The sequence below is a fragment of the Aliarcobacter cryaerophilus ATCC 43158 genome (genome assembly GCF_003660105.1).
Classification (GTDB): Bacteria; Campylobacterota; Campylobacteria; order Campylobacterales; family Arcobacteraceae; genus Aliarcobacter; species Aliarcobacter cryaerophilus.
The window spans coordinates 428,208-443,664 of sequence record NZ_CP032823.1 but is presented as its reverse complement, the minus strand read 5'-3'; the positions used below and the strand labels follow the sequence as shown (position 1 = coordinate 443,664).

The 15,457-nt window shown below is 23.5% G+C and carries 11 protein-coding genes; 3 read left to right on the top strand and 8 right to left on the bottom strand.

All coding sequences use genetic code 11. The features are described from left to right. The first annotated feature begins 22 nt into the window (after nt 1-22). The 3 genes from gpmI to ACRYA_RS02130 are packed head-to-tail and all read left to right on the top strand — an operon-like array spanning nt 23 to nt 4,177. Nucleotides 23-1,498, top strand: coding sequence for a 2,3-bisphosphoglycerate-independent phosphoglycerate mutase (gene gpmI / locus ACRYA_RS02140; RefSeq protein ID WP_105918103.1), 1,476 nt, complete (start codon nt 23-25; stop codon nt 1,496-1,498). Beyond that, a complete protein-coding gene (locus tag ACRYA_RS02135; RefSeq protein WP_105918102.1) occupies nt 1,495-2,184 on the top strand; it encodes an ATP-binding cassette domain-containing protein in 690 nt (229 codons plus the stop codon). The genes gpmI and ACRYA_RS02135 overlap by 4 nt, the downstream gene beginning before the upstream one ends. 1 nt (nt 2,185) lies before the next feature. Next, nucleotides 2,186-4,177 carry a transglycosylase domain-containing protein gene (locus tag ACRYA_RS02130; RefSeq protein WP_105918101.1) on the top strand — a complete coding sequence of 664 codons (1,992 nt, stop codon included), beginning with the start codon at nt 2,186-2,188 and terminating at the stop codon, nt 4,175-4,177. On the opposite strand, the gene ACRYA_RS02125 is transcribed toward ACRYA_RS02130, so the two are convergent. The 8 genes from ACRYA_RS02125 to ACRYA_RS02090 form a co-directional block, all read right to left on the bottom strand. Continuing rightward, on the bottom strand, nt 4,174-7,062 hold the full coding sequence (locus tag ACRYA_RS02125; RefSeq protein ID WP_121443272.1) for a translocation/assembly module TamB domain-containing protein: 2,889 nt from the start codon (nt 7,060-7,062) through the stop codon (nt 4,174-4,176). The genes ACRYA_RS02130 and ACRYA_RS02125 overlap by 4 nt on opposite strands. Then, nucleotides 7,059-8,750 (bottom strand): autotransporter assembly complex protein TamA, encoded by a 1,692-nt coding sequence (locus tag ACRYA_RS02120; protein ID WP_105918314.1) that lies wholly within the window; start codon nt 8,748-8,750, stop codon nt 7,059-7,061. Before ACRYA_RS02120 ends, ACRYA_RS02125 begins: the two co-directional genes overlap by 4 nt. 6 nt (nt 8,751-8,756) lie before the next feature. Then, nucleotides 8,757-9,311: a GNAT family N-acetyltransferase gene (locus ACRYA_RS02115; RefSeq protein WP_228199771.1), complete on the bottom strand. Its 555-nt coding sequence runs from the start codon at nt 9,309-9,311 to the stop codon at nt 8,757-8,759. After that, nucleotides 9,308-10,327, bottom strand: coding sequence for a hypothetical protein (locus ACRYA_RS02110; RefSeq protein WP_105918315.1), 1,020 nt, complete (start codon nt 10,325-10,327; stop codon nt 9,308-9,310). The genes ACRYA_RS02115 and ACRYA_RS02110 overlap by 4 nt, the downstream gene beginning before the upstream one ends. Further along, nucleotides 10,324-12,810 (bottom strand): hypothetical protein, encoded by a 2,487-nt coding sequence (locus ACRYA_RS02105; RefSeq protein WP_121443271.1) that lies wholly within the window; start codon nt 12,808-12,810, stop codon nt 10,324-10,326. Before ACRYA_RS02105 ends, ACRYA_RS02110 begins: the two co-directional genes overlap by 4 nt. Before the next feature lie 59 nt (nt 12,811-12,869). Beyond that, on the bottom strand, nt 12,870-13,106 hold the full coding sequence (locus tag ACRYA_RS02100) for a helix-turn-helix domain-containing protein (RefSeq protein ID WP_105918351.1): 237 nt from the start codon (nt 13,104-13,106) through the stop codon (nt 12,870-12,872). Then, the gene (locus ACRYA_RS02095) at nt 13,093-14,289 is read right to left on the bottom strand and encodes a type II toxin-antitoxin system HipA family toxin (protein WP_105918352.1); all 1,197 of its coding nucleotides are present in this window, start codon (nt 14,287-14,289) and stop codon (nt 13,093-13,095) included. The genes ACRYA_RS02100 and ACRYA_RS02095 overlap by 14 nt, the downstream gene beginning before the upstream one ends. Before the next feature lie 469 nt (nt 14,290-14,758). After that, on the bottom strand, nt 14,759-15,367 hold the full coding sequence (locus ACRYA_RS02090) for a TetR/AcrR family transcriptional regulator (protein WP_105917667.1): 609 nt from the start codon (nt 15,365-15,367) through the stop codon (nt 14,759-14,761). Between the last annotated feature and the right edge of the window lie 90 nt (nt 15,368-15,457).

The window sequence follows — 15,457 nt, the reverse complement described above, 5'->3', positions numbered from 1 at the left end:
GTTTTTAAAAGGTTTAAACAAGATGAGTAAAAAAACAGTTTTAATTATAACAGATGGTATTGGACATAATAGTTCTTGTACTTTTAATGCCTTTTGTAATGCAAAAAAACCAACATATGACTACCTTTTTTCAAATGTGCCTTATAGTTTAATCCATACTTATGGAGAGCATGTTGGATTACCAGAAAATCAGATGGGAAATAGTGAAGTTGGACATATGACTATTGGAAGTGGAAGAGTTTTATATCAAGATTTAGTAAAAATTCATTTAGCTATTAAAAATAACAGTTTAAAAGATAATGATGTTGTAAAAAATACAATATCAAACTCAAATAATATACATTTAGTAGGACTTTTAAGTGATGGTGGAGTTCACTCTCATATAGAACATATTATTGCTCTTGCAAAGATATGTGAAAACTATGGAAAAAAAGTTTGGCTTCACTTAATAACAGATGGAAGAGATGTAGCCCCTGATTGTGCAAAAATTTATATCAAACAAGTTATAGATATTTGTAATGATAATATCAAAATTGCAACAATTGGTGGAAGATATTATGGAATGGATAGAGATAATAGATGGGATAGAGTAGAACTTGCTTATAATGCAATAGCAAATGCGACTCCAAAAACTAAAGATAATATTTTAGATTTCATAGATAGTTCTTATAAAAGTGAAATATTTGATGAATTTTTAATACCAACTGCATTAGATGGTTATGATGGAATAAGAGATAAAGATGGAGTTATTTTTTGTAATTTTAGAAGCGATAGAGCAAGAGAACTTTCAAGTGTTTTTGCAAAAGATAATTTTAAAGAGTTTGCAAGAAAAGAGCTAAAACTTCAATTAGCAAGTATGACTCAATATGATAAAAATATTCCAATTCCTGTAATTTTTCCAAAAGACAATCCAACAAATACTTTAGCACAAGTTATTTCAGATGCTGGTTTATCTCAACTTCATACAGCAGAAACTGAAAAATATGCTCATGTTACATTTTTCTTTAATGGTGGAGTTGAAGAGCCATTTTTAAATGAAACTAGAGTTTTAGTTCCATCTCCAAATGTAGCAACATATGATTTACAACCACAAATGTCAGCTCCTGCTGTTGGAAAAGCTGTAAAACTTGCTATGAAAAATCAAACTGATTTTATAGTTGTAAACTTTGCAAATGGTGATATGGTAGGACATACTGGAGTTTATGAAGCAGCTGTAAAAGCTGTTGAGGCAGTTGATTATGAACTTGGGCTTATTTTAGAAGAGGCAAAAAAAGAGGACTATAATATAGTTTTAACATCTGATCATGGAAATTGTGAAATGATGAAAGATGAAGAGGGTAATACTCTTACAAATCATACAGTTGGAGATGTTTACTGTTTCATTATTGCACAAAATGTTACAAAAGTAAAAGAGGGAAGCCTAAATAATATTGCACCAACTGTTTTAAAACTAATGCAACTTCCTATTCCAAAAGAGATGGATGAACCATTAATTTGATAGATATAAAAGAGTTAAAAATTAGTTTAAATAGTAAAAACTTAGTTGATATTGCATTTACTATAAAAAGTTCAACAGCTTTAATAGGAGAGAGTGGAAGTGGTAAATCACTTACACTAAAAGCTATTTTAAATTTACTCTCTAGTTCGTTAGATGTAAAAAAGAATATAATTAGTGATTTTGAATTGAGTTTTGATACTATTGGATTTATTCCACAAAATCCTTTTACATCTCTATCATCTATGACAAAGATAAAAAATCAAATTTTCTGTAGTGATAAGAAAAAAGAAGAGGTTTTTAAACTTTTAGATTTACCTTTAGAAATCTTAGAAAAATATCCTTCACAAATTAGTGGTGGGCAAACTCAAAGAGTTGTAATTGCAATAGCGCTAAGCCGTGATATAAAACTTCTTTTACTTGATGAACCAACAACTGCACTTGATTTTGAAAATAAAACAAATATTATAAATATTGTAAAAGATTTAAAAGATAAGCTAAATATTAAAATACTTTTTGTAACTCATGATATTGAATCAATCAAAGATATTTGTGATGATATTGTGATTATAAAAAACGGGTATATTGCTGAGTTTGGGAAAACACAGGAAGTTCTAAATAACCCACAAAATGAATATACTAAAAAGCTTTTAAACTCAAGCTTTAAAAACAAAAAATTTAGGAATTAAGATGTTAAAATTTTTAACAAAAGCGATAATATTTTTAGGAGTAGTTCTTGGAGCTATTACATTTGTATATCTATACGATTTATATCAAGAGATAAAAGACGATATAGATAGTGTTGTAAACTACAATCCAAAACAAAGTACACAATTTTTTGATAAAAATGGAAAACTTTTGGCAAATACTTTTAAAGATGAAAATAGAGAGTATGTAAACTATGATGATATTCCAGCACGTGTAATAGAAGGACTTGTTGCTATTGAAGATACACAGTTTTTTGAACATTTTGGAGTAAATCCAGATGCTATTAGTAGAGCTGTTATAAAAAATATTCAATCAGGCGGATATAGTGAAGGTGCTAGTACTCTTACTCAGCAACTTATAAAAGTTTTACTTTTAAGCAGAGAAAAAAAGATTATAAGAAAAGTAAAAGAGGCTTTATTGGCTGTAAGACTTGAAACAATTCTTACAAAAGAGGAGATTTTAGAAAGATATTTAAACCATGTATATTTTGGTCATGGATATTATGGTGTAAAAACTGCTGCAAAAGGTTATTTTAAAAAGAATCTATATGAATTAACTCTAAAAGAGATAGCTATTTTAGTAGGACTTCCTAGAGCTCCTAGTTTTTATGACCCAACAAAAAATCTTCAAGTTTCACTTGCACGTGCAAATCAAGTTGTAACAAGAATGCATACTTTAGGTTGGATTAATAATGAACAATTTGAAGAGTCAATAAACGAAACTCCGACTATTTATAACCAGACTTTGACTCAAAATATTGCTCCATATGCTATTGATTATGCTGTTAGCGAGCTTGTAAATGATATTCCAGATATTTTATATGGTGGATACAAAGTATATTTAACAATAGATTTAGAGACTCAAGAAATTGCAAATGCTGCTATAAAAAAAGCATACGACGAAGCTATGCAAAGAGATAAAAATATAAGAGATGGTTCAAAAAATCCAGATAACGATGCATTTACAAAAGAACTAAATGCCGCTATGTTAACTTTAGAAAGTAGCACTGGAAGAATTTTGGCAATGGTTGGTGGAGTTGATTATAATCAATCAGTATTTAACAGAGCATTCCAATCAAAAAGACAAGCAGGAAGTGCAATAAAACCATTTTTATATCAAACTGCTTTAAATGAAGGATACAATCCAGCTTCACAACTTTTTGATATAGGTAGAACTTACACATATACAGTTGGTGGTGTTCAAAAAAAATGGCAACCAAAAAATTATGGTGGAAACTTTCAAGGAATTGTAAGTCTTAGAGATTCATTAGTACAATCAAGAAATCTTTCAACTTTAAATTTAGTAACAGATGTTGGAGTAAATACTACTACAGATGATTTAAAAAGATATGGATTTAAAGATATTGTTGATAATTTATCTGTAACTTTAGGTTCAATGAGTGTAAATTTAATAGAGTTTAGTCAAGCTTATACAATTTTTTCAAACAATGGAGTACAAGTAAAACCATATATTGTAGAACAAATTGTAAATAAAGATGGAAAAAGTGTAACTTTTGAACCACAAAGAAAAGAGCTTAACTCTCCTGAGCAATCATATTTAATAACTTCTATTTTAAAAGATGTTGTAACAAAAGGGACAGGAAGAAGAGCAGCAGTTGATGGGATAGAACTAGTTGGAAAAACAGGTACAACAAATGATAATATAGATGCTTGGTTTTGTGGTTATTCTCCATCTATTCAAACTATTGTTTGGTTTGGAAATGATAATAATACGCCAATGAGAAGAGCAGAAACAGGAAGCACAATAGCTGCTCCTGCATTTTCATATTTTTTCAAAAAGTATCTTGAAATTCATCCTGAAATACCAAGAACTTTTACAAAACCAAACAATGTTTATAGTGGCGAATTTATGGGTAAAGAAGAACTTTATACAGATGTATCACCACTTCCTGATATAGATTCTCAAATCATTATAGACCAAACATCTCCTGATGGAAATAGTATGGAATTTTAATATCTTTTTTTGTAAATCAAATCTATGCTTTGGGTCTTTTCCATAAGACCCAACTCCAAATTCCAAAGTTTTGTAAGCTCTCTTAAAAAAATCAACTCTCCATTTGTAGCTTTATCTTTAAGCATAATTTGATTTTTCTCACCTATTTTTTTACCAACTGTTGTCTCTATATATTGAGTTTTTGGGTCATAATCAAAGTGTAATATATCAATTCCTAACTCTTTTACATAATCTTTTGATAACTCATTTAATATAAATAAAGAAGCTTGAGCCTCTTTATTTTGTTCATTCATTGAACTATTTGAAAATTTTGTTCCAAAAATCAAATAAGACAAAATATCTTTTGAACTCATAGATGGATTTGATTTTAAGTTTAATCTAGGATTTTCCATAGAACCTGTAATATCAATAAAAATCTCTACATTATCAATTTTTGTATTTGCTTTAATATCTAAAATAGGATTTATACTTTCTAAACCTCTAAATTGCAAATTTGAATTCTCTACTTTATATTTTTTTCCAAGTTCACTAAAAACTCCATTTATATTTGAAACTCTTCCAAAAATTCTTAAATCCTCTTCAAACTCTTTTTTGATTTGTAAATCGGCATCTAGTTTTAGTTCTATATTTTTTGTAATATATTTAATCTCTTTTGAGATAAATTTTAAATCAAGTGCAATATTTTTAGTAAAAAAATCTTTTTTTATCTCATTATTTCCATTACTTACAATAATTATATCTTTATCATTACTAATATTTAAAGCCGGAATATTATAAGAACTTACTAATTTATTTGGATTTACAACTCCAGATATATAGATTTTACTATTTTCTTTAAAATTAATATCAACATTAGAATCTATAAATCCTTTTCCATACACAAGGTGCTCTATAAAGAAATCTTTTGTAGCTATTTTTAAAATCAAATCTTGATTACTTTTTGAACTATTTAAAGAAATATTTTCAAACTCAAAGTTTGAAGAAAGATTTGATATATTAAAAAAAGCCTTTTTTAATAGTGTAAATTTTTTATTAAAATTTATATCATATGCTTTTTTTATATGAAAATCTATCTTATCAAAACTAACCCTCTCTTCTTCAAAATTTCCTTTTATATCTATATTTTCTATATTTTGATTTTCAAAAGAAATTTTAGGAGTTAAAATATCAAAATTAACTCTATTTTTTAATATTTCTAAATTAATATTTGCCAAACCAAAAAGATTTAAATCTGGAATTTCTAAAATCTTTTTTAACTCTTTTTCGAATATATTAAGCTCTCTTATCTCTGTTTTTATATCTAAAATTTCACCGTTTTTATTTAAAATTGATTTAAAAGAGATATTTTGAAACTTTGCTTCAAGATTATTGTTTTTATTTTTTAGTTCAATATCTATATCAAAACTATCATTTAAAATAGTATTTGATTTTAAAATAAGATTATCTTCAAACTCTCCTTTTATATTTGAGCTTATCTTTGAAATTTTTATATTTTTATCTAATTTATAAATAGTATTTGGATTTAAATTTTTTATATTAAAATCAAACATAATCTTTTTGAGATTTTTTGTATTTAAATTCATATTTATATACTTTGAGTTTAAATCCACATTCAAAAAGTTTTTTTTGTAACTAGAGTTTATATTAATATTTCCCAATTCTTTTAAATTAAAATTATCATATCTTAAACTTTCAATAATAGATTTTGAATTTAAAGATAAATTTTCTAAATCATCTAAATTTAACTTTAAATCCAAATTAGATTTTTTATTTGCATAATTAGTAAAAATATCAAAAGTAGAAATAATCTCTATATTTTTATTATCTATTTTTGCAACTCCATTTAAATTTGAACTATCTATTTTTAAAATAAAATCATCTATTTTTAGCAAATTTGCTTCTAAAATATTTTTAAATTCTATCTGCTTTAAATCTCCAATGAAATTTGATTTTATATTTAAATCTTTATCTAAAGATTTATAAATACTCTTTTTTATTGTTGTGTAAAAATTTGCTTGAAATTTTAAACTATCTAAATCATTGTTTAAAAGATTCGCTTTTGCATCTAGTTTTGTAAAAATTTGCTCATAATTTAAAATAGATGTTAAACTTGAAATATCAAGATTAGAATTTTTAATATCATAATTTCCTATAAGTTTTATATCTTTTATCTCAATGTTCTCTTTTAAGTTTAAAACTTTTAAATCATCACTTTTTATAGAAAAACTAACTTTTTCTAAATCCCCAGTTGCATCTAAATAGATTTTTGATTTTGCATACTCTTTTAAATCAATATTTGAGTTAAGTTTATAGAAATTATTTTCTATCTCTACTTTTGCTTCAAGATTTACTAAGTTTGATTTGATTTTTGCAAATACATCGGCACTTATTTTATCTTTAAAATTTGAGTTGATATTTTTAGCATTTAAAACTATCTCATCTATTTTTTGATTTTCGTATGAAAAATCATACATTGAGAGTTCAAGATTTTTTATAAACAGAGAAAAAGGAGACTCAAAACTACTATTTTCATTTTTATTTTCATTTTGATTAATCTCTTTTATAAAAGAGATTAATTTATCTTCTATTCCTATACTTTCTACTTTTAAATCAGAAATATTTATCTCTTTTACTAAAAGTGAAATAATATTAGGTTTTATATATATACTTTTTGCTTTTACCATATCATCGTAGTTTAAATCATATATTTTAAACCCTTCATATATGGTTCCTTCAACTTTACTATATTTTATAGGAAATTCAACACTAAGATAGTTAAATATCTTTTGTGTAACATCTTTTGATGTAATAAGATATAAAAATGTTACTAAAAATAAAGATATTATTGTAAAAAGTATATACTTTAAAGCTTTTAAAATTATCAAAATACTTGCCCTATTCCTATATGAAATACAAATCCACCATCATCTTTTGGAAAACCAAAATCAACTCTAAACGGACCAATTGGAGTGTAATATCTACCACCAAACCCAAAAGAGTTGTAGAATTTATCATTAAAATTATTTGATTCTAAACTAAGCATTGTAGAATCAAAAAAAGTAACAATACCAATATTTTTATAAATATTATACTCAAACTCCAAACTACTATCTATCATACTAAGCCCACCATATGGGTTATCATCACTATCTTTTACACCAACTTTTTCATAAGCATATCCTCTATTGCTATATGCACCTCCAGCAAAAAAGTGTTTAAAAATAGGCAAATCTCTATCAAGAGTCCCTATTTTTGTTTTAAAAGACGCAGTAAGATTATCAAAAGTTTTAATATATTTTAAATCAGAAACAGTTTTTAAATAATCATACTCACTTCCTATAAATTTTGATCCATCTTCAATATAAAAAGATAAAAAATACCCATCTTTAGGATTTAAACTATCATCTCTTCTATCTAATTTAATCTCATAAAACAAAGAGTTCAAAAGATAAGTTCCACTTTGATACTCTTTTAAATCTGATTTAATTGTAGAGTGCTCAGCTAAAAATCCAACACTATTTGGTAAAGTGAAAATCTCTTTTGAAAAAGTCAATCTATCTTCTATCTTCTTTTGTGAATAACTTGTATAATTCATATTTTCATATGAAATATCGTTATTTAACGAGATATTATCTTTTATAAAATATGGATCAAAGATATTATTGTAAAGTTCATAGCCTTCACTATTTACCTTTGTTCCTACTGTAAATTGTTTTAAATCTCCTAAAAAGTTCTCATTTTTATGTTGAGCTTTAAATCTAAATTTTTTATCACTGTCGTATCCAAAACCAAACATATTTTCTTTGAAAAAGCCTTCTTCTAATTTTATATCTATAGGAATAAAATCACTATTTGAATTAAGATTTGGCTCAACTATTATAGTTTTATAAATGCCAAAGTTATATAGGTTTTCATAAGTTTTATCAATAAGTTTTGAGTTATATATAGCTCCTTTTTTAAACTCAATATTTTTTTGTAAAAACTCTTGACTAATATTTGCACTGTTTTGAATATTTATCTCACCAAAGTATTGAAGTTTGTTTTTTGTTATTATATAAATTAATTCAACTTTATACTCATCCAAATTTACATAAGCTTTAGCATTTATATCTGCTTTTGAATAACCATTTTCATTTAAATACTTTCTTATATTTTTTTTTGATTCAGTAAACTTTGAAGAGATAAAAACCTCATCTTTTGTAAAATTTACAAATTTTTTATACTCATTTTCTACTTTTATAGATGAAACTTTTATAGCTTCATTTCTAAATATATTTATTGTCGCAATATCATTTTTAATCTCATAATCAATTTTGGCTCTATAAAAACCTAAGCTTTGTGAATACTCTTTTAATAATTCACTACAATTTTCTATATCTTTAGGAGTAAAAGTTGGATTCTTTTTCCAAATTTTATAAATCTCTGGATATGAAAAACCACAAATAGTATCAAGATTTGATTTAGAAAAATCCCCTAAAACTAAATCTACATCGCCTTTATAGTCAATAGTTTTTATATCATTTGCAAAAGAGTTTAAAAATAGTATTGAGATAATTAGAAATATTTTAAACAATACTATCTACCTTAAAATATCTTTTTCTAAAACTACAAATTTTAACTCTTCATTAGTTCTAAAATCCCAAAGTTCAGATTTTGGAAACTCCAAAAAAGAGTTAGTAACTTTGTAGCCTCTTCTTTTATAAAACTCTATTAAATCAGTTCTTATTGAGATTACTTGCATTATAAATTTATCTGCATTGTATAACTTCATAGAAGATTTTTCAGTAAATTCTAAAAGCTTTTTTCCAACTCCACTTCCTTGAAAATAAGGATTTACAGCAAACAAACCTATATAAATAGAATTGTTTTCTAATTTTGCTTGAATAGTTCCTACAATTTTATCTTCAAATTTTGTAATATAAATTTTAGAATTTTTTTCTTCTAAAATCTCTTTTATCATATCTTCATTTACTCTAATTCCACTTAAGATTTTGCCTTCACTTGTCCAAGCCTTTCCAGAAATTTCCCCTCTATATGCTTTGTTTATAATCTCTACAACAGCATTTATATCATCTTTTTTTAATATTGAAAATTTTAGGTTTTGCATATTCTGTTCTTTTTCATAAAAATTCAACTTTTATCTCCTTTTAAATTTTTTATTTGATTATATAAGTCTTTTGTCATTTTTGATAATGGATTTTTATTAAAATCTTCTTCTTTATAATAATTTCTAAATACTTTTTTATAATCATCTTCGGTTAATATTTTAAATGTATCTAAAAATTCTTTATTTTTTCGTGTATATTTTAAATCATTTTCAAAAATATCATTTATATATCTACTATGAACTTCATTATATAAAGATTCAAGATGTAGAATTTCTGAGTTTTTACAATCAGTTTTTGATATTAGTTTCACTTTTTTTACCTGATTTAATTCTAAACAAAAATCAAATCTAAAATCACTATTTTTTATCTCATAAGGACTTAAACAATTATGTTTGTATGTATCAACATCACTTTTTATTTTATTACAAAATGCACAAGATGGCAAAAGATTTGAAATACTAAGTGATAAAAAGGGATAAATTGATTTTGGAAAAAAATGTTCAATATCAGGTGATTGATTTTTATTATCTGTACCTATACTATTTTCTTTATAAATTGGACTTACAAAATTTCTATTACAATATGGACAAACGTTTAAATTTTCAAATAAATTGAAAAATTGTTTTTTTAACTTTTCATTTCCACTTAATTGCTTTTCATATAAATCTTCAAAAATATCTTTATATTTTTTAAAATCAGGTAATTCAGGATTCCTTTGGGCTAAAATATATTCATTATTTTGTATTAGTTCTTTAATCTCTTCAAAATTTCCAACTAATACTTTGAACCATTCTAAATTTTCTAATTGGTTTTTAATTATGTGATTTGAAATTTTTGATATTTGACTTTGAATTTTTTCATAAAAAATAAAAACTGAAAATTGCTTTGCATATTCATTATCTTTTAATGTATGTAAATTAGAATAATCATTATTTCTTATACTTTCAATAATTTCATTTTTAAATTTTATAAAATTTGGCTCATTTTCTTTTCCTGATAAATGAAAAATTCTTTTTTCTACACTATTTTCGACACTAATCATATTCTAATTTCCAATAATTTCATCAATACTTTTGTTTGAGTAAATTGAGAATACTTCTCTAACTCTTTTTCAATTTCTTCATTTTTCATATATTTTAAATTATTTACAATCTCCATTATGTCATCTTTAACTAAAGATTTTATTTCATCTTCTAATTTATTTCTTAAAAGTGGTTCTCCAATATTCTTTATTATTTTTAAATTATTCAAAGCTTTTTCATTAGGCATAAATTCATCAGGATTTTTTCCTTTTTTCTCTTTATATTCATAAATTATTTTTATAACTTCATTTATTTTATTTTGTGCAAATTCACCCATAAAATTATTTACAAAAAAACTATCACTATAAATATCATAAATATTTGAACCAAAAGTGCTTTTTGTAAAATCTTGTTTATCTTCTGAAAAATTTGCATTATCTTCTCTTTTTTTCAAAAATACAACTCTATCATTTGTAATATCTGATAATATCATCGGTGAATGTGTGGCATAAAGTACATAAAACTTATTATTTGAATAACTATTTAAAAACTCTATTAAATCATATAAAAACTGTCTTTGCCACTCTAAATGAAGTTTTAAATCTGCTTCATCTAAAAGTATTAAAATATTTTTATTTGAGTTTTCTTGATTAATTTTTTGTATTGCATCATTTATTCTTGAATTTATAACTTCTTTTGCTTTTTGACCAGAAGAAATTGGAGGATGATAGGTAAAACTAAAAGGAGGAATTGTTTTTTTTATAAATTCATAGTATGTAACAAAATCTATTTTAGGTGATGGATTTAGTTTAATTATAGGACTAATATCTTTACATTTTTGATTATGTAATACTAATAATTCAAATATTAAATCTCTTTCTTTTTCTAGTTTCTTATGTAAAAATTCTTTTTCATAATTTTCAAGAAATTTACTTTTTAAAAGGTATGATAAATAAACATAAATTGTCATATAACTATTATCTTTTTTATCTTTATTTTCTCTTAGGAATTTTTCTACTTTTTTTAATATTAATAATTTAAGTATCTCAACATCCAAATTTTCAAAATCATTTATAACTTCATCATAAAACAAAGAATACTTATTTTCAATAATTTGCTTAATTTCATTTATTGTTTTTTCTTTAGGGTATTCAATACGGTCTAATTTAATAACAGCTTTTTTATCCTTGTGATTAAGAAATACTAAATCATTTATCTTATTTTCCATAAATAATTTTTTAATAAACTCATCTAAAATACCAAATTCTATAGATAAATAATAAATTTTATATAAATTAAATGTTTTCTTTATTTCTTTGATATTTCTTGTTTTAAACTCTATTATTTCAATACATGTTTCGAGATTTTTTTTGATATTAAAATACCTAAATATTGTTTCTTCATCTTTATCTTTATCTTTAAATGGAGAATGAAATATTTTAAATAATTTCTTTATTTCATCTAAAATTATTTTTATTTCTTCATTACTTTTCTTAGAAATATTAAAATCAATTTTTAAGAGTTTATTTATAAATTCATCATCAAATAATTGATTTTTATGAATTTTCATTCTTTGTTCTACTTCTAGAAATATCTCATTTTTATCTTTATTCTCAATAATAAAAAAACGCTCAAATTCTTTTTCATATTTTTCTAAATATTCATTTAGTAATACTTCATCATTTTTAAATTCATTTATATGTAAATTTTTTTCATTCAAATAAAATTCAATGATATCTTTTCTAATAAAATCAGATAATTGATGATAAATCTGTTCAAATTTTTCAGAATCTTTTTTATTTCTTATTTCATCCATTGTTCTTTCAAAAAGTAAAATATATGAATTTTTTATAAATTCTTTTGCATCTTCAAAAAATGTTTCTGATAAATCTGTTTTAATATCATATTTAAAATTATTCATCTTATGTAAATCATTGATTTCTAATGATTCTAATTTTTTTTCTAAACTATTTTCTTCTATTTTATTGAGTAAATACATATTTGAAATATCAAAATCATCATTTAGATTTTTATTTATTTTTTCTAGTATTGAACTATAATAAATTGACTTAAAAGCTCTACATTTATTTACTTTTTTATTATTTATCTCAACTGTAAAATGATTATCTTCATTAAAAGGAATATCTAATCTTTTACATACTTCATTCTTTTCAATTTTAAACAAATCATTTTCTATCATATAAAAACTATTATTTTCTTCATAAACTACTATTGAATAATCATTTTTTTTATCTCTAATAGAGTTTAAAAGTACACTTTTCCCTGTACCATTTTCACCAATAAGTACACCAATATCAATATTTTTATTTTCTGAATAAAAATCATCAATAAAATTTGGATTTTCTTCTTTATTAAAATAAAATTCATTTAGCGTAGATTTTTCTTTATCAATGCTAAATTTATATTTTTTTGATAGATGAATTATCGAACCTTTTTCAAAAGTTCCAAAATCTTTGTAAAAGTAGATCAAAAGTAGTCGCATTGTGTTTCCAATTTTTTAAATAATAAATTATTTTATCAAAACAATTGTTTATTTATCATCTACAACTCATCCAAACTAGGAAGTCCAAAGTTTTGTTTAGTTTTAAACTCTATTTCAAAACCTAAACTATCTAAAATCAAATCCAAAGTTTTAACACTTGTATTACCAAGTTCACCCTTTTCAATTTTGCCTAAAGTTACTCTACTTATTCCACAAATATTTGATAATTCTTCTTGTGTTAGTTTTCTTTCTTCTCTTAAAACTTTAATTTTTTGCCCTATTTCATACAGTTTCATTTGGTATCTCCTTATACGTTTTTTCATCAAGAGATAGCTTCCAAATATTTAACATTTTTGTTCCAATCTCTTCAAAATTTTTATCACTTTTTAAATACTCTTCAAGTTCAAATATAGAATTTCTAAAAGATTTGATACAAAGTTCATATATTTCATTTGCTTCATTTTGATTTAAATAACAGCTTTGTATCCCAAACTTAACAAGCTCTTTTTTTCCAAACCAAACTTTTTTACCAAACATACTTAAAGCTGGTCTATCTTTATGAAAATATACAACTGTATTTACCACATCATAAGCTGGTGCAAAATATATTTTTGAAAAATCACTATTATAAAGTATTCCAAAATTCTTTAGATGAGCATCACCATTTTTAAGTAAATAATTCATGATTATTAGTTTATAAAAGCTTTTCATATCTTCAAGTTTTTGAGTACTAACACTATAAATCACTTTTGATATTTGTTCATAACTTCCACTATATTTTTCATCTTTATTTTTTCCAAGTAAACAAAGTATCTCTTCAAAGCCTAAAAAACTATCAGTTTGTTTATCATAATTAAATCGCTCTACCAATAAAAACTTACCATTTTTAGAAACTTTTATATTTGGGATTTTCACTCCAGTTTTAACAATAGCTTTTAGACAAAAATATTCATTTAGTGCAAGTTGTGGATATTCATCTGCCCAAGTTTTTATGATATATTCTTTTAAGATTAAACTCTCTTTATCTTCTAAAATCACCAAAGATTTTGGCTGTATTCCTGAGATTGCATTTTTATTTAAAAAAGTTGTAACGATTTTATAAAATGTCTCTTGTGTATCATTTTGCAAAACTTCATCCAAATCAAAAGAAAAAAACTCTTTTTTTTCAAACTCATTTTTGTATGTTAATCTACTTTGAATATTTGAACAAATATGAGAAAAAACTAAAAAATCATCAATATATCCATACTCTTTTGTTAAATAGTTTTTAAAAAATTCAAAAAGATAACCTTCTGGCATATTCATATCAAAGATTGGGTGAAGTTTATATTTCCAAATATAAGAAGAGCTTTTATAAGGCATAATCAATGAGATTGGTTTATAGTTGGCTAAATAATTAAATCCATATTTATTTTTATCTTTTTCAAAAAATAACTCACCTACATTTGTATTATCTATATTTACATATATTTTTTTCATCTTTAACTCATAATGATAAATTTACTTATCATTATAAAGTTTTTTAGTAAAAATGTAAAGAAATTTTATCATTTTTATATTTTAAGAGTTTAGATTTTTTCTCTTGCAAACTAAATAGCATTTAAAACAGCTTTTTTAGCTTAACGGGAGTTTTCTAAAGAGTCAATTCCTATTTGTTCAAATCTTTTTATTACAGTTTCACCTAAAAACTTGACTTTTAAAAGTTCTTCTTTTTCTTCTTTTTAAAATGCCATATTTTATCCTTTTTTCTAATCTGAGTTTAATAACTAGAAATTTTATTTTATAGCTAAGATTTATTATACTTATTCTACAAATTTTTTATAATTCTTATTGAGTTAGTCTTTTTCTTATTTTATATTTATAATATTTTACTATATTTCATTTAGTTTCAATTTTTATCCTTATATTTATTTTCATGATAAATTTAACTATTTATTGAATTGTATATTTAATTTTCATTTACCAATAATGGCTCTAAATGTAACTTAAAAATTAAATCTTTTGCTTCTTTAATAGAATTTTTACTAAGTTCTCCATTTGTAGAAATATATGTTTGCCAATAGGCTGAAATAAACCAACTTACTTTTGAAATCATTTTAATTTCTTCGTTTGATATGCTTCTGATAATATTTTTTGAAATTAAAAATTCAACAAGAATTTCTATTTGTTTTATTCTTTTTTCTTGATTTTTTATAAATAAATCTTTCAAATTTTTGTCAAGAGATATTAATAAAGTAGAGTCTCTCATCAAAAATCTATATTTCCAAAAAAGCTCACCAATTAAATCAAACATCAATGATAATTCAGTAAAAGGAGTTTTACTTTTCATTACATTATCAAATATATTTAAATCTTCAAATTCTGATGACATTTGCAAATATATATCTTTAATTATGTCCTCTTTGTTTTTATAATGATAATATAAATTACCAACTGAAATTCCCAAAGATTTTGCAATATGATTAGTTGTTATGCTTAATGTTTCATTTGAATTAAAAAGTTCTAAAGAGATACTTTTAATTTTTTCTTTTAATAAAGATACTTTTTTCTTATTCATAAGAAAATTATATCATATTAATTTTAGAGTAAATACTCTAAAATTAAGCTATAGTTAATATTTATAAAATTATAATTTAAAAAAGGATTA

What these genes read in the sequence shown, in the direction of transcription:
- ACRYA_RS02130 (WP_105918101.1), top strand. Translation starts at nt 2,186, where the DNA reads ATGTTAAAATTTTTAACAAAAGCGATAATATTTTTAGGAGTAGTTCTT.
- ACRYA_RS02090 (WP_105917667.1), bottom strand. Translation starts at nt 15,367, where the DNA reads ATGAATAAGAAAAAAGTATCTTTATTAAAAGAAAAAATTAAAAGTATC.
- ACRYA_RS02110 (WP_105918315.1), bottom strand. Translation starts at nt 10,327, where the DNA reads ATGATTAGTGTCGAAAATAGTGTAGAAAAAAGAATTTTTCATTTATCA.
- ACRYA_RS02100 (WP_105918351.1), bottom strand. Translation starts at nt 13,106, where the DNA reads ATGAAACTGTATGAAATAGGGCAAAAAATTAAAGTTTTAAGAGAAGAA.
- ACRYA_RS02095 (WP_105918352.1), bottom strand. Translation starts at nt 14,289, where the DNA reads ATGAAAAAAATATATGTAAATATAGATAATACAAATGTAGGTGAGTTA.
- gpmI (WP_105918103.1), top strand. Translation starts at nt 23, where the DNA reads ATGAGTAAAAAAACAGTTTTAATTATAACAGATGGTATTGGACATAAT.
- ACRYA_RS02105 (WP_121443271.1), bottom strand. Translation starts at nt 12,810, where the DNA reads ATGCGACTACTTTTGATCTACTTTTACAAAGATTTTGGAACTTTTGAA.